The organism is Bacillus sp. HMSC036E02 (assembly GCF_001836235.1).
GTDB lineage: Bacteria > Bacillota > Bacilli > Bacillales > Bacillaceae_G > Bacillus_A > Bacillus_A cereus.
The window spans coordinates 595,676-614,169 of sequence record NZ_KV827816.1 but is presented as its reverse complement, the minus strand read 5'-3'; the positions used below and the strand labels follow the sequence as shown (position 1 = coordinate 614,169).

Sequence of the window (18,494 nt, the reverse complement as noted above, 5' to 3'; positions counted from 1 at the left end):
GGGATTACATGTACATTTATCATAATGGACTTATTATTCGTGAGGGGACGAATGGTGTACCTGCATATGCAATTAAGACTTTATTCGAAGATGCCGGTTGGAGCAATGATAATATCCCTTCTTGGCAAATTGAAAAATTCACGATAGCATTTGAAAATTCAACATGGGCATTCACAATTTGGGATGAAGAAGAGATGATTGCCATGGTTAGAGTCATTTCTGATGGAATCATGGTCGCGAACATAGTAAATTTAGTTGTGAAATGTGAATATAGAGGGAAGGGATTAGGTAAGAAACTTGTCGCTCTTTGTTTGCAAAAGCTACCACATGGTGACTGGTTTGCACATACTTCTGCGAACAATTTTGATTTTTATAGAAGCTGTGGATTTGAAGTTAGAGAGCTATCGAGAAATGGAACATGTGCGTATTATGGATATCAAGTCGCGAAAAGAGATGGTCACCGATAAATGAATGAAAAGTAAAAGTTTAGCGAGGTAATTTTGAGGATTTGATAATAGAGAATGGATTGAGGATCGTTTTATGATAAAATAAAAGAAAATTCTGTTTATTATTAGGGGGATAAAAATGAGTATAAAAGTTGGGGATGTATTTAAATATGAAAGAAGATTTACTGAGGAAGAGGTGTTTGAATTTGCAAATATTACCGGAGATAAAGGTAGACACCATGTGGAATATGATGAAAATGGAAGATTAATGGTCCATGGTTTATTGACTGCTAGCATTGGAACGAAAGTAGGCGAAGAATTACATTACATAGCAAGAGAATTAGTAAGTGAGTTTATTAGACCAGTTTTCACAGGAGATACAATCACTTGTGAATTAACTTTAACAAATGTTGAGCAAATGGAAGGTTATAAAAAAGTTTCAATCGAGTCAGTTTATCGCAATCAACACGAAAAGACTGTACTAGTGGGGACAAGTTATGGAATTATAAGGGGATAAAAAAGAAGCCTGTTTAGCAGGCTTCTTTTTTATTATTTAGTAAACACGTTTTCGATTTTCTGCATAACTAGAGATGAGTAATAATGCAGTTTCTTCTCCTATATTACGAACAATATGAGGAACGCATGCATTCCATGAGAAAGAATCACCTTCTTCTACAATTGCAATATCTTCACCGTGCTGAACTTCTAGTTTTCCGCGTAATACAAGGTGACATTCTTCCCCTTCATGGGCATTTGGTGAGTTTTCTTTCGGGAATCCAGTAGGGATTTCTACTAAAGATAGGCGAAGGCCCCCTTGCTCCGCAACATGTTCAATTCTTTGCTCATCTTTGCCGTATACACTGTATTTCCGTTCTTCTTTTTTGACAATTTTTAATCGATCTTTTTGCTCTAACAATAAATAGGGAAGGGGAACGTTTAAAAAATTGGAGATCGTTTCTAAAGTTGAGATAGATGGTGATGTTTTATTATTTTCAACCTGACTCATAAATCCTTTAGAAAGACCTGTTCCCTCACAAATTTGTGCGATTGTTATGCCCCTACGTTGACGAATTTCACGTATTGCAGAACCAATATTCATAAAATCAAGCTCCTTTTTGTAAACAACTATTTGTATCATAGCAAAAAAAATATATTTTTTCCCAGTGAAAATGAATTGACGAATAAAAAAAATTAGTGTATGTTTTGTAATGTAAATAAAAGTTTTGTATAAGAAAACTATAAAGGAGAGAAAGAAATGAATCAACATATTGGTAACTTAATTATTCGTATCGTGTTAGGGGTAACATTCTTCATGCACGGTTTAACAAAATTCCAATCAGGAATTGACAATATTGCAGGGTGGTTTACAAGCATTGGTTTACCAGGAGGACTTGCATACGGTGTAGCAACATTTGAATTAGTTGGAGGCCTATTATTAATTCTAGGTTTAGGTGTAAGATATATTGGATTATTATTTGCACTTGTTATGGTTGGAGCAATCGTAAAAGTGAAATGGTCAGCTGGTTTATTGGGAGATGGAAAAAATCCTGGTTTCGAATTAGAACTTGCATTATTAGCAATGGGTGCATACTTATTTGTTGCAAAAGCTGATGGTTTTGTAGATAATTTCTTAAAAGAAAAAATGTCAAAGAAGAACTAATTTAAATGGGGGGCTAACAAGATGAGTTTTCAACTTCATCCCGATACAACACTGGATGTTGTTCATTTATACGTATCTAATGTAAAGAAATCACTAGAGTTTTATACGGAAGTACTAAGTATGAAGGTGCTAAAAGAAGAAAAAGCAGTCGTTACATTTGGGAATGAAAATGATGAACCACTTCTTATCATTGAAGAAAAGAAAGAAGCTTTTCCGAAGCAAAGAGGAAGAACAGGGTTATATCATTACGCAATTTTATTACCAAGTAGGCAGGATTTAGCGAATGTTCTTCGTCATCTTGTAGAAATGGTATATCCACTACATGGCGGGGCCGATCATTACTTTAGTGAAGCTCTTTATTTAGCTGATCCAGATGGAAACGGGATTGAAATTTATCATGATCGACAAAAAGAAGTTTGGCGTGATGAGAATGGAGAGCTCCCATTTGTTAGTAACCCGTTAGCTGGTGAAGAATTATTGCAGCAAGGAAGTACATGGAGTGGATTTCCAGCTGGTACTGTGATGGGGCATATTCATTTCCATGTAGCTGATTTAGAGGAAGCGAAACGTTTCTATGTTGATGGTCTTGGTTTTGAAGTAACAATCCCAGCTCGTAATGGAGCGTTGTTCGTATCAGCAGGTGGCTATCATCACCATATCGGTTTAAATACATGGCAAGGTGAAGGGGTACCACCGCAAATGCCAGGTTCTGTTGGTTTGAAATATTTCACAATTGTATTAGCGGATGAAAAACAAAAAGAGCAAGTATGTGAAAGCTTAAAAAATATTGGTAAGATTGCTACGTACAAAGATGGAATATTACAAGTCGAGGATCCATTTGGACATTGTATCCATTTCCAAATAAAAGGAGAAGCCTAAAAAGGCTTCTCTTTTTTATTTTCTTATAATTGCATTTTCGTTTTGTAAAAATAGTTCATCAAATTGTTTTGCAAGCTCAAAATCTAGTTTCGTTAAACCTTTTGCATTCCAAGATGACAAAGTAATAATAACTGCTTTATACTGGATAAGGATAAATGGATGGTGATTATGTTCTTCTGATAGTTTGGCGGCTTCAGAGACAAATTCGACTCCTTTTAAGTAGTCGGAAAACATATATTTTCGTTCAATCCATTTCTCATCTTTTACCATCCATTTATCTACCTTCAATAATTCCTCGTGAACTTCTTCTTCAGTTAATCTTAGCATCATTTTTCACATCCTTTATTGGAAGTAACGCAAGACCATTGTTAATAAGGCGTGTTACAGCTTCGTCAGTTGTGAAAGTAGAAAGTTGATGTAGTAATGCTGCAGATGTTTCATGCCCTTTGTTATGCTCTAAAAGTAACTCTAATACTTCAAGGCGCAGCAACCATTCTTTCGCATAAAATTTATTTAATACTTCTTGGATTGCTACTAATTGATCGATATGCGCGTCGTGTAAAATCCCCTCACTTCGAATATCTCGAACTGTTTGATACATACGTTCAAGTTCATTCAGCACAAGTGGAGCAGGAATTTCTTGAATTTCTTCATCCATTGGGAAGAATGCTGCAGCATCTGCGGCACCTGGGAATACTGAAGTGATTTGTGAGCCAACAGCCATATCAAATGCGCCCCATGAAGCATCAAATAAAACGCGGGCGTTATAAGTAACTGTGCAATCGATAAAGGAAATAAGAGCAATTTTCTTATCATTTTTCACAATATCTGTTACTGTTCCTTTTACATGAATACCACTTGCAAAAGTAAACTCAGCGATAGTTCCAATTGTAATTCCTAATGATTGTAGTTGTTCGTCTGTACAATTTTCTAATGCAATATTTTCAGTAAGTAATCCAATCGGTGTTCCAAATCCGTCATTGTGTACAGAAGTAGAATGATTCGCTAACTGTTTATTATGAAGCGCTAATGCCGTTGGCGAATTTGTTCGCATGTAAATTAATTCACCTGCATCGTTTTCAATTGTCTCACTAAATGTACCTGTAATTTGTAATCCACTATTTAGCTCAGCTGTTGCATAGTTCTCAGAGCGAATTGCTTTTTCTAATCCTTCTTTACCACCAGTTTTAAAGGCCATCGTTTCAGAGAATTTCTCAAGTGCTTCTGTTAATTCTTCAAATGATTCGCAAACAAATAGTTGTGGTTGCATTTTTGTTACGTCATAAGTTGTACTTGTACATGCCTCTATAGAGAATGGAACCTTTTCTACAGCGTCTGTTAAGCAATGTTTGCTTTCGCCAACAGAAGAAAGGAGACCAGCACCATATATCTTTGGATCATCTATATTTCCGATCAATCCATATTCTACTGTCCACCAGAAAAGACGTGAAATTTGTTCAGCTTCCGATAAACCAGAAACTAAGTTTTGTTTTTCAATTACAGCATTTTCAGCAGCCTTAACTTCATCAGGAGTAGAAGTAGGGCTTTCTTTTACTATCGTTAATGTACGAACAGCTTCAAATGCATCATGTTCTTCTTTTGTAGAGAAAGCTTTTGCACCAATTTGCCCAAAACGTTTCACATATTTTGCATATGTAGGATCAAGTAAAATCGGTGCGTGTCCTGCGGCTTCATGTACGATATCTGGAGCTGGTGTGTACTCGATATTTTCTACTTTCCGGATATCTGTTGCAATCGGTAGTAATCCGTGTCCTTGAAAATCGAAGAATGCTACGCCAGGAATAAGTCCGTCAATTGTTACAGCGCCCCAGCCGCTTGGTGCCAAACACTCATTCATTTCTTCTACTTTTGGAATTGCATCTATATTAATACCAGATGATTGTAGTCCGTTCACATAGGCTGGATGAGCAACGTCTTTTAAGAAGCTATGATTTTGTCTCATAATATAACGCCACACAGCGTGATTCACCGGTGTGTATTGATCATAATGTTGTGTGGATACAAATGGTTTTAAATGCGATGGAATTTCTGTTTTCTTTGTCATTTAGACATCCTCCTTTTTTTCAATAAAATTGAATATTGATTTCGTATAGCTTGTATCACCCCCTTTCATTTTTTGTAAGCGCTTATAAAATTTTATCATAAGATTCGGAATTATTTAACATATGTTTCTGTGATAAATAGAAAAAGCCCCTATCGGAAAATCCGATAGGGGCGAAAGAATCGCGGTACCACCCTATTTGTAAGTGAAAATATACTTACATCTCAATTAATGATAACGGAAAAATTCCGTCTTTTCCTTCATGCATAAAAGCACTACGAAAAAGAAGCTCCAGAATTGTAATTCATACTTATATATGTGCTAATTTCCACCGACCATTAGCTCTCTGTAACAGGGATATAAGATACTACTGCGATTCTTTCAACGCGTATATATGAAATTGTGTAAGAGGATGGATGCAAAAAAGTCCCTATCGGAAAATCCGATAGGGACGATAAAAATCGCGGTACCACCCTATTTGTAAACAACTAATTGTTTACCACTCACTTTACGATAACGGAAAGATCCGTCTTTCTCTTCATGCATAAAAAGCATTACGGGAAAGAAGCTCCAGAATTGTAATTCACGCTTGTATATGTACTGATTCGCACCAACCATCAGTTCTCTGGGACAGTGATATAAGTCGCTACTAGCATTCCTTCAAAGCCGATATATAATTCGTTCAACTAAACTATGTTTTGTATTATAAAACTATATTAAAAAAATTGTCAACAAAAATTTTTTATCCCGTGTTAATGAGCAGTAAAATTCCTACCTCAAAATTCGGTGGGAGAATAACTGCCCGTAACCCCCGATTGGTGAAGGCTAATAATCAGTGGGGATGAACAAAATCTCTACTGATTAAGGCTTCACTTTATTTCACTTCTAAATTAACAGTTAAATTAGAGGTATTGCCAGCTGCATCAGTTGCTACAATGTGAATAGTATTTTTTTCTTCGTGTAATTGAGTGCGATCGAAATAAATGTCATAGCTTTTCTCCCAAGGGTTCAGGAATGCCTGTTCCCATACACCATTTCCGTTAATTTCATATTGCATTCTCACTGGAATACCAGGTGCTATCCAACCAGATTCTGACATCCAATCTAGTAGAATATCATCAACTTTTCCTCTAATTACGAGATTTTCTTGGTCAACTTCGTGTGTTAACTTAGGTGCAGTTCGATCAAGAAATACAGCAGCTGTTTGTTTTGTTTCTCCACCAGAATTAGAAGCAACTGCTTCGATTTGATATAGCCCGTCAGCTAAAGGAGTGCCATCTGCTTTTGTACCATTCCATTTGAAAGGTTTGTATCCAGGAGTTGCATTTTTAGCTTGATGGATAATCCCTTGATACGTTACACGTTCTTTCGTAACTAAATTTGCATGTAATGTTACATCATCCACAGGCGCAACTAAATAGTAGTTGATGAGATTATCATCTAGTACGTGGTCGCCATTTGGGCTAAAAGTAGAATTAATAATTTCAAGTCCATCGATACGTTTATAATCTTTAGGATCGATACTAAATGTGAATGGAATTCGAATTTCTTCTTTTGCCCCTTGTTCTTTTACATATACATTTCCAGTATACACACCTTGTGGTAGTGAGCTATCTACCGTGATAGTAAATGGTTTTTCGGTACTACTATTCGGTTGTATGCTAATCGATGAAGGGACAGAAGCTTTTACTTTTGTTTTTGTGTTGGCATCTAGTAATTCCACACGAGTTGAAAAACTTTTCTTTTTACTAGAAAGGTTTTGTAATGTAACATTTTGCGTCAGTTTTACTTTTCCGCTATTTGGCTTAATAAGACCAAAGCTGACATTGTTAGGTTTTACTAATACATTTGTTTGAGCTGCTTTCGGAATGTTAATTAAACCAGATCCTTGTGCCATAACAGGGTATGTATTTTCATTGACATCATGTAATGTTTTTGCATTGTTAGCAAGAGCCGCTTTCAATTGTTCTGTCGTCCAATCCGGATGCATTTGACGCAAGAGGGCAACCGCTCCAGCTACTTGCGGAGCAGCCATACTTGTTCCGTTATGCGATTCATAGCCGCCTCGCGGTACTGTACTAGTAATTTGTACTCCAGGTGCAACAACATCAGGCTTTATTAGCCAACTTCCTTGTGATGGTCCTCTTGAACTAAAGTTACCGATAAGTTCTGTTTGCTTTGGTTGTCCAATTTTTATATTTTTCTTTCGTTTTGTGATTAAAGTTTTTAATTCTTCCCCATTTGTATTTGATAATTGCATTACTGGGATAGCCAGATGTTCACGTGAAAAATATTCCGGCACCATATTAATTTCTTTTTCGTTAGAGATTAATAACACACCAAGTGCCCCAGCTTGCTTCGCTTGTTCTGCTTTTACTAATGTACTAGAAGTACCTTGTAAAATAAGTGCGAATTTCCCTTTCACATCTTGTTTTGCATAATCACTTGGATTGCCATAACCAACATATACAAGAGGGGAATCATTTCCTATTGGAAAATCGGATTTTGATAACGGTAACCCTTGATATGTTTTGCTGGAACCAGCTACTTGGAATGTTGGAAACGGGATAGAAACCGTAGATGCTCCAACAGAAATGACACTACTTGCGTTACCGGGAGCATCAACAGACCAAGGTTTTGGTCCGTCATTTCCATTTGAAACGACAGTAGTAACACCAAGTTTCGCTGCTCGTTCTAACGTTAATGTTACAGGCTGATCAGGTACATTTAAATCTTGCCCAAGGGAGAGGTTTAACACATCCGCACCATCTTGAATCGCTCGCTCAATCCCTTGGATAATATCATCTGTTGTACCAGTTCCACCGTCATTCATTACACGATAGGCTAGAATAGAAGCGTTTGGAGCAACGCCTTTAATTTTTCCATTACCCGCAATAATTCCAGCTACATGAGTACCATGTACGTTACCATCCATTGGATCGCTATCTTCATCAACCGTGTCATATCCACCGATATAATTTGCCTTTAAGTCAGGGTGTGTATAGTCTACGCCAGAGTCGATAATGGCTACTTTCATGCCTTTTCCATCAAGCGGTTTGCCAGATGGATCTTTTAAATTCCACGCTTCAGGTGCACCAATTGTCGGTCCACCGATATTTGGTGCTTCTTCGTTAGTAGTACTTTTTGATGTTTCATGCAATTTATATGTTAAGTTCGGATAGACTGCTTTTACTTCAGGTAAAGAGGCAAGAGAGGTAATTTGATCTCCAGGAACTGAAATAGAGAATCCGGAAAATAACGTATTATACACTTCTTTAATTTTTGCACCAGGTGCTTTTTCTTTTATTTTCTTAGTCGTATCTTCTTGTGCTTTTTTTAGCTCAGCATGATAAGACTGAGCATTACTATTTTGTAAATCTGGAGCATGCTGAATATTACTTTGAGCAGCGAGAGGTGCATGTTGCAATTCTACAATTACTGATATTTCTTTTGTTGTTTTCGTTTCAACATTTTGAGCAATTTTATGTTCTCTCCACTGTTCAATCGTTGTTTTTAATTATGGACTAAATTGCTTCTCCTTTTGTAGTGATTCAGCATGAGCGCTTAAAGCTCCAAAACTAGAAAAGACAAGCGCCATGCTTAATAGTGTAGATGTAGTTTTTTTCATTGATACTCCCCCCTGATAAAAAGCGCCAATATTCAGAAATAAAATCTTACATTTTAGTTATAACTTATAAATATAAATGTTGGCTAAACTATACTTTCGACATAATTCATACCAATCCTCTATGAATTGAAAATTTCTTGGGAAATTTTTTCTGATTATGTCGAATCGATATTTTTCACATATTGTAGGAAGAAAGTGAGGAATGCTATGAGGGAAATGGAGTGATGGTATGAAAAGGCTAATAGTAAGTGGTAGTGTAGTGTTGTTTATGTTTTTGTGTTCTATCACTATTACTAGCGCAGAAAATAATAGTGTGAAAGTTGCTTTTATTCGTCATCATAACCTTTGGATTAAAGTTGAGGGGAAAGAAAAACAACTTACAAAAGGAGAGAACATAACAGGGCCAAAGTGGTCACATGATGGAGAATGGCTGGCATATGTAAAAGGGAAGAAACAAAATATTCTTGAGTTATATCGGCTGAAAGATGGAAAGAAAGTTACGCCGTTTCACTCAGAAGCATCGAATTATCAATGGTCACCAACAGAAAATATAATTGCATTTATATTTACAGGTACATTAAATACATTTGATGTAGAAAAAAAGAATGCAGATTTTGAAAATGTATCGGCTGGTGTAGGGGATTATGAATGGTACCCCGATGGAAAGAACTTTCTTGTATCCTCTGAAGCGCACTTACTTCCAACAGGATGGACAGGGGCTCAGCTATATGAAGTGCAAAAAGATGCACATATGAATCCTCACAAAATGAAGCATTTGTATGCATTGCCAAATGAACATGATGATTTCCTAGCGCTAGTAGCAAGTGGCTTTAAGTGGTCACCAGATCAAAAGTGGATTTCATTTTTAGCAGTACCGACAGCTTCATGGTCAGCTGATAGTAATACGCTTTGCTTAGTTCGTGCAGATGGCAGTCGGTTTGAAAAAGTAGATCAAATGTTACTAAACGCACAATGGTTTCAATGGGCACCATCAAAAAATATATTAGCTTATATTGAAGGGAGCGGAAGAGTTGCATTAGAAAATAAGCATTTAAAAGTAAAGGAATTGCCAGCACTTCAGCAGAACATATTTACGCCGAAAGGATATGTTGATTGGGATTTTGTATGGAAGAACGATAGAGTAATTATCGTTTCACGAGCAAAGGAGGCAGGGATAGAAACTCCACCAGAAAAAAGGCCACTACCATCTTTGTATGAGGTCGATAGTACAAGTAATGCACAGCATCAAATCACAAAGAAAAAGAACAGGCAAGGGGATTACCACCCGATCTTCATGAAGAAGAGTAATCAATTAATTTGGATACGTTCAGACCGTAAGAAAGCGGATGTATGGCTTGCTCATAAAGATGGGAAACAGGAAAAGAAGTGGATTGAAAATATAGATGTACCAGCGTGGTATTATGAGAAATGGAATTGGGAAAATGTCATCTCGGTGAAATAACAATAAAAAACTGCCTAAAAGATCATTTTAGGCAGTTTTTTATTGCTATTTATGCGTTTTATTTGGCTTTTTTTTCGCTGGGTTTCCGTTCCCTTGGCGCTTTCTATTTTGTTCATCTTTTGCTTGTTTTTCATGTAGTGTATCTAAAAATTCATTCGAGTTACTCATTTTTCTATCGCTCCTTTCATTTCGTCCTAATTACTATAACCATTTAGGAGGATAATCATGAGTTAGAAGTTAGGCACTTAATTTTCTTCGATAATGTAAGTAAAATATTCCATACATAACAAATAGCATGAGTAAAACTTGTAACTCTACATTTTCCTTTAAAATAGCTGCGATAGGGTCTGGTAAGTACGGTGATTTATCGTTTGTGCTTAAACCTAACCATTTATTTAAGAGGCTAATGGGACAAAACATAAAAACACCGGACCAGCTTGCCGTAATTGCTTTTTGTTTAATTTTTGTTTCACGTTCATCATCTGTAATCCAGGGATTAGCAGTTTGATCACTACTAAAGAAGCCGTTTATATATCCCCATACAATCATTCCAATAAAGACAATTATCCATTTCATATATGTAATTCTCCTTTCGGTGTAAAAAGTATTTTACATGTAATATTGTAATATTTTACAAAGATTAGTGTCAAATGTTTTTTACATATCGGTTTTTATACAGCAGGAATAAAGAATGCAATAGGGAAGAAATATGTGTGAGGATTTTATAGTAAGAGGAGGCTGAATATGAAAATCGTTTTTGTTCGGCATGGTGAAGGTGAACATACAACGGATTTACCAGAAAGTTTACAAGTGTTTGACCCACCATTGACGAGAGTAGGAAAGGCTCAAGCTAAATTACTTCAATGCAATGTGCCATTGCAAGAGACGGATATATTAATTGCTAGTCCTACACTTAGAACTTTGCAAACGGCGACAATATGGAGTGCGAAAGTTGCTTGTCAAAAACTAGTCCATCCATATGTATCCCCACGTATTTTTCCTTATCGAGAAGGAGCGAAAACATTACCGTGCGATTATATAGTAGATCAGGGAATGATAACAAAGTTATTTCCGCATTTTTCGATAGAGAAAAGCTCAAATAATCAGTTATGGAAGGAAGGTATAAACACTATTTCAGAGAATAGTTTTCAGCAAATAGTAGATAAATTTCTTCTTTGGTGTTATGAACTGGGTGCTGAAAGAATTTGCATTGTATCTCACGATGGAACAATTACAGCATATAGGCAATATTTACAGAAAGTCGTTTTAACTAGATCAGATTTTTTGAAAGAAACGGGCATATATGAAATGGATTTATCCCATAAAATTCTGATTGATAAGGGCTGATTATAGGATGGGGGTTGTATGTTGAATATTGCATTAGTAGTTGGTTTTAATTCGGATTTAGAGGCGCAATCAATCCGAGCATCTCTTGAATATTTTGGTGCAAGGGTTGTGACATATTGGATTGGTAGACCGAAAGATTTTGTGGAAGTTCTTTCTGGAAAGAACTTATTTAACAATATTAATTATATTATTTTTTGCTTTCATGGTGAAGAAGGGAAGTTTGTCATGGAAGAGTTAGGCGAAGAAGTATATGAACAAGATGAACCGAGAGGGTATTTTGGTACAGAAGAAATTTATAAATATGCAAAATTGCATAATACACATATTGTAAATAGCGGGTGTACGTTAGGGGAGCAAAATCTAGCAAAATCTTTTTTACATAGTGGTGCGAAATCATATATTGGATCGATTGATTATGTAGATGGAAATGCAGCACTTATGTTTACTATACGCTTATTTTATGGGGTTATTAACCATGGGAAAACGTTAGAAGAAGCGTTTCAAGAAGCGAGTTTAATTGATGAGGAGACACATACATTTCGATTCTATAATTAGTGTGAAACACGTTTATTCTATATTCGAATAAACGTGTTTCACATTTAACTCACATTTTTTTTACATTTTTTTCAATGAAAATGGTTATCACTTGTGGTATGATATGTTCAAGTTTTTACAGGTAATAAAAGTTACTATATAAACGTTAGTTTTTAATGTTTCATACGCATGTCACAGATTATTCATAATTAACGTTTGAAAAATAAGTAACTAATGTTATTATATTATCTGTAACTAACTTAATTACAACTTTAGGAGGAAGATATGGTTATTCAATTTTTAAGAGAAAACAAAGCAGTTTCTTTTGCATTAGCAGTAATTCGAGTATATCTTGGTTACACATGGTTAATGGCTGGAATAGGTAAACTACAAGGAAAAGGATTCGATGCAACAGGTTATTTGCAAGGGGCAATTGAAAAATCTAAAGGTGCACAACCGGCTGTTCAATCTTGGTGGGCATCATTCTTACAAGAATTTGCAATTCCAAATGTAGATTTGTTTAATACACTTGTAACATGGGGAGAAATTTTAGTCGGAATTGGTTTAATTGTAGGCTGTTTAACAAAAACAGCGGTCTTTTTTGGTCTTGTAATGAACTTTTCCTATATGTTTAGTGGGTCAATTGGTGTGAACCCTGAGATGGTTATCTTATCTATGTTTGTTCTTGTTTCCGGTATGAACGCTGGGAAATTTGGAATGGATGGCTTCGTTATCCCGAAAGTATTAGGATCAAAAACTCCAAAACGCCAAAAGCAAGCTGCTTAATATATGAAAACGGGTATCTCATTTTGAGATACCCGTTTATGTTATTTTTCAACTTTAATCGGATTGTTCTTAAAGAAATCTTTTACATACCCGACAAATTCTTGTGGTTCTTGGCGAAATGGTGCATGATAACCTTTTTCAATAATATGTAAAGTGCTATTTTTTAAGAATTGATGATACGTTTCTCCTTCTTTCCAGGAAACGCTACTATCATTTCTGCCCCATATAATTAAAGTTGGCTGTTTTATTTCATTTGCATTAATTTTAAGACGTCTAGGCCATAATTTCATTTTATTATAATGCTCTTCATCATTACGTTTGAATTTCACTTTGCTTTCATCATAATCTGTAATAGAAGAAACGGCATTTAAATCAGTCGACAATTGTGGTTTTGGTGAGCCTTGTTTATTAACGAATGTATGAGGGCCACCTGTAGCATCAGTTAAAATAAGGTGAGTAACTGCTTCAGGATATAAATATGTTAAATTTAGAGAAATTTCTCCCCCCATGGAATGCCCCAGTATTGCGAATGAATCATACCCTAGTTTTTTCATTAATTTATAATACAAATTTGCATGAGTTGGAAAAGAATAATAAAAATCCATTGGCTTAGATGAGCGCCCGAATCCTAAAGCATCTACAGAAATAATTGTATGATCTTTTGCTAGATCGGAGTAAATCTTTTGAAAACCATCTGATGACCCTCCAAAGCCATGAATCATAAGTAAAGGTGGTTTTTCATTACCAATCTTTTTAAAGTAAATGGTTTGACCATCTATTTCTACCATTTTTTCCTCGGTAGCTAGTTTCGCTGTAATTGTATTTTTAACTTGTTTTACTTGTTCTACTGGCTTTTCTGCTGCACTACATCCTACTAATAGTGTAAGAGTAAGACAACCTACCATAAAATAGCTAAATCGCTTCAATTAGGTGTCTCCTTTCTAACATAACGCTGTATCTATCATAGCAAATAGCATATTACGATTTCCAGGAAGTTGGCTACCATTTTTTATCATAAGAGGTGAAAGGAGCGTTTCTTGGAAATTTTCTGTTTGAAGAAATTGACGAAATGTAAATTGTGAGTGTGGAACATCAATTCGTACTATACCATTCCAACATTCACATATCTTTTTTAATAATTGGATAGCATCTTCTTCTTGCTTGGCGATAAGTGGATTGATACATAATATATTGCCCTTTTGTATGCATAATGAAAAAGCTTCTATACAGTTATTTCTTTCAATTTTAAAAGAGTGTACGGCCCTTGGTAATAGCAAAGAGTAAAGTAGAGAACGATTCATACCAGTTGCAATTTGATCCAGAGAAGTAACAGATATAAGGTCTTCTTCTTGTACTTGTTGTAAGTGAGAAGGGTACGTCTTAATAGTTTGCTTTTCAAAACGATGAATCGTTGTTGCTGTTTGAAATCCGCATGATGTGTATAGAGGTTCGCCAGCTTTTGTCGCAATAAGTGCAATGGGTTGTTTTGGATGAATTTGTTCCAAGCAATGATTTAGCAACATGCGCCCTATTCCGCGTCCTTGAAAATTAGGGTGAACGATTAACATACCAATGGAAGCGAAGTTACTTGTAAAGGGAAATACTCCTCCAGTCGCAATGAGTTTGTTTTCATGAATGTAACCTACAAGTGTGCCGATAGAAAGATACATTTCGAATTGTTTTTTCATAAAAATTTCATCGTGTAACCATCCAACAGATTTGCAAAGATTAAGTAATTCAAAAATAAAAGATTCATTTAGCTTTACTATTTTCATAAAGGCTCACCGCATTTCTATTTATTTTCATAAACATAGAGTCAAAATGTAAAAAAAGAGATTTACGTTAAATGAAATCCAACTTGTTTATATTTAAATTGTAAAGGGCGGAATGATTGATACAAAAAGACAAACTTATACAAATTATAACTGATATTTACATAAGTTAACAAAAAATTTACATACAGCTAATTTTCTCTTAATAGTCTTCCATTAAATTTGATAGTGGGAAATGAATAACCTAATTAGGGGGACAAGACAGTGAAAAAGTTTGTGAAAAAAGCATGGCCATTTGCAGTTGTGGCATCATTAGCAGTTACTTCGGTAGCAACATGGAATTTTACTCGTTCTAGTGAGGTTAATGCAGATGAGAACGGAAGCAATGCAAAGATTAAAAATGTTATCGTATTAATTGGGGATGGTATGGGCCCTTCATATATGACGGCTCACCGTTATATGAAAGATAATCCAAAAACCTTTGAAATGGAATCTACAGAATTTGATAAGCATCTTGTAGGAACACAAAAAACATACCCAGAAGATGAACATGAAAATATTACAGACTCTGCATCGGCAGCAACAGCTATGTCAGCAGGAATTAAAACATATAATGCTGCAATTGCAGTTGATAATGATAAAGCGGAAGTGAAAACAGTTCTTGAGCAAGCGAAAGAAAAAGGGAAATCAACGGGACTCGTTGCAACTTCTGAAATTACACATGCAACACCAGCTGCTTTCGGTGCGCATGACATTAGCCGTAAAAATATGGACGCAATTGCAAATGATTATTTTGATGAGAAAATTAAAGGGAAGCATAAGGTAGATGTTATGCTTGGCGGCGGCGTAAAGAACTTTGTTAGAAAAGATCGTAATCTTACAGAAGAGTTTAAGAAATCTGGTTATAGCTATGTAACGGATCGAGATCAATTGTTAAATGATAAAAATGATCAAATTCTTGGTTTATTTGCACCAGGTGGATTAGATAAAATGATTGACCGCAATGAGAAAACACCTTCATTAGAAGAAATGACTAATGCAGCAATTGAGCGTTTGAACAAAAATAAAAATGGTTTCTTCTTAATGGTGGAAGGAAGTCAAATCGACTGGGCTGGACATGATAATGATATTGTTGGTGCAATGAGTGAAATGGAAGACTTCGAAAAAGCTTTCAAAGCAGCGATTGAGTTTGCGAAAAAAGATAAAAATACGTTAGTTGTTGCAACGGCAGATCACGCTACGGGTGGCTTATCTTTAGGTGCCAATGGCGAGTATAACTTTAAAGTAGATCCAATTAAAGCTGCAAAACGCACACCAGACTTTATGGCAAATGAGATTGCAAAAGGTGCAAATGTAGAAGAAACATTGAAAAAGTATATTGATTTACAATTAACTCCAGAAGAAATTCAAGCTGTAAATGATATAGCTCCGTCAAAAGATGTAACAAAGATTGATAATGCAATTGAAGATATTTTCAATAAGCGCTCGGTTACAGGCTGGACAACAGGTGGACATACAGGGGAAGATGTGAACGTGTATGCATTTGGTCCAGGTAAATACTTGTTCTCTGGCGTTCAAGAGAATACAAATATAGCGAAACGTGTCTTTGATATTGTTGGCGGTGGTGATCCGAATAAAGGAAGACGCTAATTAAGAGCGAAAGTGAGGCGAACTGCCTCGCTTTTCTTTTTAGGAGTTGGAAATATGAAAAAAATATTTGCGAAATTAAGATTCCTTCTAGCATTTGTAGTATTACTAGTTGGATGTCAACAAGAAGAGAATAATGTAGCACAAAAATCTACTACTAAAAAAACTGAGGAAAAGGTACAAATAACAAAAGAAGAAGAGAAATCTATTCAAGATGTTATTCATACATTTGTGCGAACGACCAATGAAAAAAATCTTGCAGAACATATGGAGTTATTTTCAAAGAAGATGCCTAGTGCTGAGGACTTAAAAACACAAAAAGAAGCCGCATTTCAAAAGGGAAATAAGAAAATTGAATTGGAACATATAGATATGAAAGTTAGTAAAGTAGGGTATGTTATTGTTGAAACGAAAGAAAAGGAAGTAGACGACAGTATTACTCTTCAAAAGAAAGTACAGTATGCCCTTGGAAAAGAAGAGGGTAAATGGAAGATTGAAGAGGTTCGAACAATAGAGAAAAAATAACGTGAAACTTTAATAAGTGTGGAGTCGTACTTCCAAAAAATGATATAAAAAAGGTTCTCATTGGCGAGAACCTTTTTTTATAGTGGTAGCATAATTTGATTTGAACATGCCTCAATATCATCAATATCTTGACGAATTGTGGCCATTTTATTATCCAGATCTTCAGCTTTCATTGCTGCATCATGTAGTTCATCTTTTAAATACTCCGGTATTTTTCCTTCATATTTATAATAAAGTTTGTGTTCTAAACTTGCCCAAAAGTCCATTGCCAGTGTACGTAACTGAATTTCTGCAAATACATCTTTTGTACCAGAATTTAGTGACAAAGGGTATTTAATGATCATGTGTAAACTTTTATATCCGTTTCGTTTTGGGTTAGCGATATAATCTTTTACTTCTATGACTTCCATATCCTCGCGTTTTTGAATGACTTCTTTCAAATGATAGATATCTTCTACGAAGCAACATGTAATACGAATACCAATAATATCTTGTAAATGTGTTTGAGCATTTTCAACTGTTGGTAATAAGCTTTTGCGCTCTAGTTTTTTAATAATACTTTCAGGTTGTTTTAGTCTTGTTTTTATATGTTCAAACGGGTTGTAATCCTCTAGAAATTGAGCTTCCCGGTTCATAATTTCAAATTTAGTTTTTAACTCTTCTAAAGCAAATGTATATGGTAATACAAAAGCTTTCCAGTAGTTAACTGTTGATTGATTATATTCCATTTATATACACACCTTTTCCTATTTGCAAGTGAGGTCGTTATTATACTAAATACCAAATCATATAAGCGCAAGCAGCAAATGATGAGATCATAAAGCGATATTTAGTTTTCATACTTTCAACTCCTTTCGAGTAAGATTTTATATAAATAAACGTGATTGTTAATAAGTTCACTATGTACAGTTTCTATAGTAATAGATTCGTGTGAATTTCGTATGAACTAATTGTTTCAGCTTTTTGTCTTTTTTGCTGTTAATCATAATTATTATTCGGATTTAAAGTGTTTTTATTTGATTTATCTATTTGTATAAATTAATATATATTTAAATTTACAGTTATCGAGGAGGATATATGGTGAACTTTGAAGAATTAGCAATTGCTAGACGTTCTGCAATGAAATTTATACAAGGTATAGAAATCCCTGATGAGGATTTTAAAAAAATATTTGAGTTAACTAAGCTTTCTCCATCTTGCTATAATTTGCAGCACACACATTATGTTGTAATTCGTGATCAAGAGCGAAAAGAAAGATTAAAAGAATTAGCTTTCGGTCAATATAAAGTATCGAGTGCATCAGCGGTAGTGCTCGTTTGTGGTGATAAAAAAGCATACCAAAATGTTGAAAATATTTACTTCGGTATGAAAGTTTTAAAAATGATTGATGAATGTGAATATGAAGATACAATTAGGCAAACGAAAGGTTTATATGAAGGAAAAGGAGAGCGTTTCATGGAGGATGAAGCGATTAGAAATGCTTCGTTAAGCGCGATGACTTTTATGTACGCAGCTAAATATTATGGCTATGATACATGTCCAATGATTGGTTTCGATGAAAAAGCAGTACAAAGTGAATTGAATATGCCGGAGCATATAGTACCTGTTTTAATGATTACGATAGGAAAAAGTGATACGACTAAAACTCGCCCACGAGGATATCGAAAGCCGATTAGTGAGTTTGTTACATACGAATCGTTTTAATAAAGTGAAACTTTTAATCAGTGGGGGTCTTACTGCCCGTTA

19 protein-coding genes, 1 pseudogene and 2 other annotated features are annotated in these 18,494 nt (G+C 35.2%); of the genes and pseudogenes, 11 read left to right on the top strand and 9 right to left on the bottom strand.

From position 1 onward, the window contains the following. The first annotated feature begins 8 nt into the window (after positions 1-8). Positions 9-467, top strand: a complete 459-nt coding sequence (locus tag HMPREF2590_RS07660; RefSeq protein WP_000276114.1) for a GNAT family N-acetyltransferase — start codon at positions 9-11, stop codon at positions 465-467. A gap of 118 nt (positions 468-585) precedes the next feature. Continuing rightward, complete coding sequence (locus HMPREF2590_RS07655) at positions 586-963, top strand: hotdog family protein (RefSeq protein WP_000025015.1); 378 nt, start codon at positions 586-588, stop codon at positions 961-963. 36 nt (positions 964-999) lie between these two features. Here the strand turns inward: HMPREF2590_RS07655 and HMPREF2590_RS07650 are convergent, their stop codons facing one another. Further along, the gene (locus tag HMPREF2590_RS07650) at positions 1,000-1,545 is read right to left on the bottom strand and encodes a helix-turn-helix domain-containing protein (protein WP_001020693.1); all 546 of its coding nucleotides are present in this window, start codon (positions 1,543-1,545) and stop codon (positions 1,000-1,002) included. Between the two features lie 156 nt (positions 1,546-1,701). Here HMPREF2590_RS07650 and HMPREF2590_RS07645 point away from each other — a divergent pair, with 156 nt between their 5' ends. Both HMPREF2590_RS07645 and HMPREF2590_RS07640 read left to right on the top strand, forming a co-directional pair. Beyond that, complete coding sequence (locus HMPREF2590_RS07645) at positions 1,702-2,106, top strand: DoxX family protein (RefSeq protein WP_001071553.1); 405 nt, start codon at positions 1,702-1,704, stop codon at positions 2,104-2,106. A gap of 21 nt (positions 2,107-2,127) precedes the next feature. Beyond that, the gene (locus HMPREF2590_RS07640; RefSeq protein WP_000009844.1) at positions 2,128-2,985 is read left to right on the top strand and encodes a VOC family protein; all 858 of its coding nucleotides are present in this window, start codon (positions 2,128-2,130) and stop codon (positions 2,983-2,985) included. A 15-nt stretch (positions 2,986-3,000) separates the two neighbouring features. On the opposite strand, the gene HMPREF2590_RS07635 is transcribed toward HMPREF2590_RS07640, so the two are convergent. The 3 genes and pseudogenes from HMPREF2590_RS07635 to HMPREF2590_RS31015 form a co-directional block, all read right to left on the bottom strand. Beyond that, complete coding sequence (locus HMPREF2590_RS07635) at positions 3,001-3,315, bottom strand: 4a-hydroxytetrahydrobiopterin dehydratase (RefSeq protein ID WP_000979538.1); 315 nt, start codon at positions 3,313-3,315, stop codon at positions 3,001-3,003. Then, positions 3,296-5,050, bottom strand: a complete 1,755-nt coding sequence (locus HMPREF2590_RS07630) for an aromatic amino acid hydroxylase (RefSeq protein WP_000163199.1) — start codon at positions 5,048-5,050, stop codon at positions 3,296-3,298. Before HMPREF2590_RS07630 ends, HMPREF2590_RS07635 begins: the two co-directional genes overlap by 20 nt. 163 nt (positions 5,051-5,213) lie before the next feature. Then, positions 5,214-5,441 (bottom strand) — a binding site (T-box leader). Between the two features lie 50 nt (positions 5,442-5,491). Continuing rightward, positions 5,492-5,720 (bottom strand) — a binding site (T-box leader). A 201-nt stretch (positions 5,721-5,921) separates the two neighbouring features. Then, a pseudogene (locus tag HMPREF2590_RS31015) lies at positions 5,922-8,675 on the bottom strand (S8 family serine peptidase). Positions 8,676-8,904: 229 nt separating this feature from the next. On the opposite strand from HMPREF2590_RS31015, the gene HMPREF2590_RS07615 reads away from it, so the two are divergent. Beyond that, positions 8,905-10,137 carry a TolB family protein gene (locus HMPREF2590_RS07615; RefSeq protein ID WP_000825727.1) on the top strand — a complete coding sequence of 411 codons (1,233 nt, stop codon included), beginning with the start codon at positions 8,905-8,907 and terminating at the stop codon, positions 10,135-10,137. A gap of 45 nt (positions 10,138-10,182) precedes the next feature. Here the strand turns inward: HMPREF2590_RS07615 and HMPREF2590_RS07610 are convergent, their stop codons facing one another. Both HMPREF2590_RS07610 and HMPREF2590_RS07605 read right to left on the bottom strand, forming a co-directional pair. Next, the gene (locus HMPREF2590_RS07610) at positions 10,183-10,305 is read right to left on the bottom strand and encodes a DUF4023 domain-containing protein (protein ID WP_000071866.1); all 123 of its coding nucleotides are present in this window, start codon (positions 10,303-10,305) and stop codon (positions 10,183-10,185) included. A gap of 69 nt (positions 10,306-10,374) precedes the next feature. Then, entirely contained in the window at positions 10,375-10,713 is a 339-nt protein-coding gene (locus HMPREF2590_RS07605) for a phosphoglycerate mutase (RefSeq protein WP_070861379.1), read from the bottom strand. A gap of 168 nt (positions 10,714-10,881) precedes the next feature. Here HMPREF2590_RS07605 and HMPREF2590_RS07600 point away from each other — a divergent pair, with 168 nt between their 5' ends. The 3 genes from HMPREF2590_RS07600 (at position 10,882) to HMPREF2590_RS07590 (ending at position 12,804) form a co-directional block, all read left to right on the top strand. Further along, a complete protein-coding gene (locus tag HMPREF2590_RS07600) occupies positions 10,882-11,484 on the top strand; it encodes a histidine phosphatase family protein (protein WP_000706242.1) in 603 nt (200 codons plus the stop codon). A gap of 18 nt (positions 11,485-11,502) precedes the next feature. After that, a complete protein-coding gene (locus tag HMPREF2590_RS07595; RefSeq protein WP_000931929.1) occupies positions 11,503-12,039 on the top strand; it encodes a hypothetical protein in 537 nt (178 codons plus the stop codon). Positions 12,040-12,303: 264 nt separating this feature from the next. Further along, a complete protein-coding gene (locus HMPREF2590_RS07590) occupies positions 12,304-12,804 on the top strand; it encodes a DoxX family protein (RefSeq protein ID WP_000236592.1) in 501 nt (166 codons plus the stop codon). A 41-nt stretch (positions 12,805-12,845) separates the two neighbouring features. Here HMPREF2590_RS07590 and HMPREF2590_RS07585 read toward each other — a convergent pair whose 3' ends face one another. Both HMPREF2590_RS07585 and HMPREF2590_RS07580 read right to left on the bottom strand, forming a co-directional pair. Further along, a complete protein-coding gene (locus HMPREF2590_RS07585; protein WP_000819810.1) occupies positions 12,846-13,730 on the bottom strand; it encodes an alpha/beta fold hydrolase in 885 nt (294 codons plus the stop codon). A 15-nt stretch (positions 13,731-13,745) separates the two neighbouring features. Beyond that, complete coding sequence (locus HMPREF2590_RS07580; RefSeq protein ID WP_000706696.1) at positions 13,746-14,579, bottom strand: GNAT family N-acetyltransferase; 834 nt, start codon at positions 14,577-14,579, stop codon at positions 13,746-13,748. Between the two features lie 261 nt (positions 14,580-14,840). Between HMPREF2590_RS07580 and HMPREF2590_RS07575 the strand changes: the two genes are divergently transcribed. Together HMPREF2590_RS07575 and HMPREF2590_RS07570 are read left to right on the top strand one after the other, a co-directional pair. Then, a complete protein-coding gene (locus tag HMPREF2590_RS07575) occupies positions 14,841-16,226 on the top strand; it encodes an alkaline phosphatase (RefSeq protein WP_000714912.1) in 1,386 nt (461 codons plus the stop codon). A gap of 54 nt (positions 16,227-16,280) precedes the next feature. Then, a complete protein-coding gene (locus HMPREF2590_RS07570; RefSeq protein WP_000717906.1) occupies positions 16,281-16,748 on the top strand; it encodes a hypothetical protein in 468 nt (155 codons plus the stop codon). A gap of 77 nt (positions 16,749-16,825) precedes the next feature. On the opposite strand, the gene HMPREF2590_RS07565 is transcribed toward HMPREF2590_RS07570, so the two are convergent. Next, positions 16,826-17,476 carry a GTP pyrophosphokinase gene (locus HMPREF2590_RS07565; RefSeq protein WP_000456230.1) on the bottom strand — a complete coding sequence of 217 codons (651 nt, stop codon included), beginning with the start codon at positions 17,474-17,476 and terminating at the stop codon, positions 16,826-16,828. Positions 17,477-17,825: 349 nt separating this feature from the next. Here HMPREF2590_RS07565 and HMPREF2590_RS07560 point away from each other — a divergent pair, with 349 nt between their 5' ends. Then, positions 17,826-18,452, top strand: coding sequence for a nitroreductase family protein (locus tag HMPREF2590_RS07560; protein WP_000245978.1), 627 nt, complete (start codon positions 17,826-17,828; stop codon positions 18,450-18,452). Positions 18,453-18,494: the final 42 nt, after the last annotated feature.

Coding starts and splice junctions, on each gene's coding strand:
- HMPREF2590_RS07660 (WP_000276114.1), top strand. CDS start 9: ATGTACATTTATCATAATGGACTTATTATTCGTGAGGGGACGAATGGT.
- HMPREF2590_RS07610 (WP_000071866.1), bottom strand. CDS start 10,305: ATGAGTAACTCGAATGAATTTTTAGATACACTACATGAAAAACAAGCA.
- HMPREF2590_RS07635 (WP_000979538.1), bottom strand. CDS start 3,315: ATGATGCTAAGATTAACTGAAGAAGAAGTTCACGAGGAATTATTGAAG.
- HMPREF2590_RS07650 (WP_001020693.1), bottom strand. CDS start 1,545: ATGAATATTGGTTCTGCAATACGTGAAATTCGTCAACGTAGGGGCATA.
- HMPREF2590_RS07615 (WP_000825727.1), top strand. CDS start 8,905: ATGAAAAGGCTAATAGTAAGTGGTAGTGTAGTGTTGTTTATGTTTTTG.
- HMPREF2590_RS07605 (WP_070861379.1), bottom strand. CDS start 10,713: ATGAAATGGATAATTGTCTTTATTGGAATGATTGTATGGGGATATATA.
- HMPREF2590_RS07570 (WP_000717906.1), top strand. CDS start 16,281: ATGAAAAAAATATTTGCGAAATTAAGATTCCTTCTAGCATTTGTAGTA.
- HMPREF2590_RS07580 (WP_000706696.1), bottom strand. CDS start 14,579: ATGAAAATAGTAAAGCTAAATGAATCTTTTATTTTTGAATTACTTAAT.
- HMPREF2590_RS07590 (WP_000236592.1), top strand. CDS start 12,304: ATGGTTATTCAATTTTTAAGAGAAAACAAAGCAGTTTCTTTTGCATTA.
- HMPREF2590_RS07600 (WP_000706242.1), top strand. CDS start 10,882: ATGAAAATCGTTTTTGTTCGGCATGGTGAAGGTGAACATACAACGGAT.
- HMPREF2590_RS07640 (WP_000009844.1), top strand. CDS start 2,128: ATGAGTTTTCAACTTCATCCCGATACAACACTGGATGTTGTTCATTTA.
- HMPREF2590_RS07655 (WP_000025015.1), top strand. CDS start 586: ATGAGTATAAAAGTTGGGGATGTATTTAAATATGAAAGAAGATTTACT.
- HMPREF2590_RS07560 (WP_000245978.1), top strand. CDS start 17,826: ATGGTGAACTTTGAAGAATTAGCAATTGCTAGACGTTCTGCAATGAAA.
- HMPREF2590_RS07645 (WP_001071553.1), top strand. CDS start 1,702: ATGAATCAACATATTGGTAACTTAATTATTCGTATCGTGTTAGGGGTA.
- HMPREF2590_RS07595 (WP_000931929.1), top strand. CDS start 11,503: ATGTTGAATATTGCATTAGTAGTTGGTTTTAATTCGGATTTAGAGGCG.
- HMPREF2590_RS07630 (WP_000163199.1), bottom strand. CDS start 5,050: ATGACAAAGAAAACAGAAATTCCATCGCATTTAAAACCATTTGTATCC.
- HMPREF2590_RS07565 (WP_000456230.1), bottom strand. CDS start 17,476: ATGGAATATAATCAATCAACAGTTAACTACTGGAAAGCTTTTGTATTA.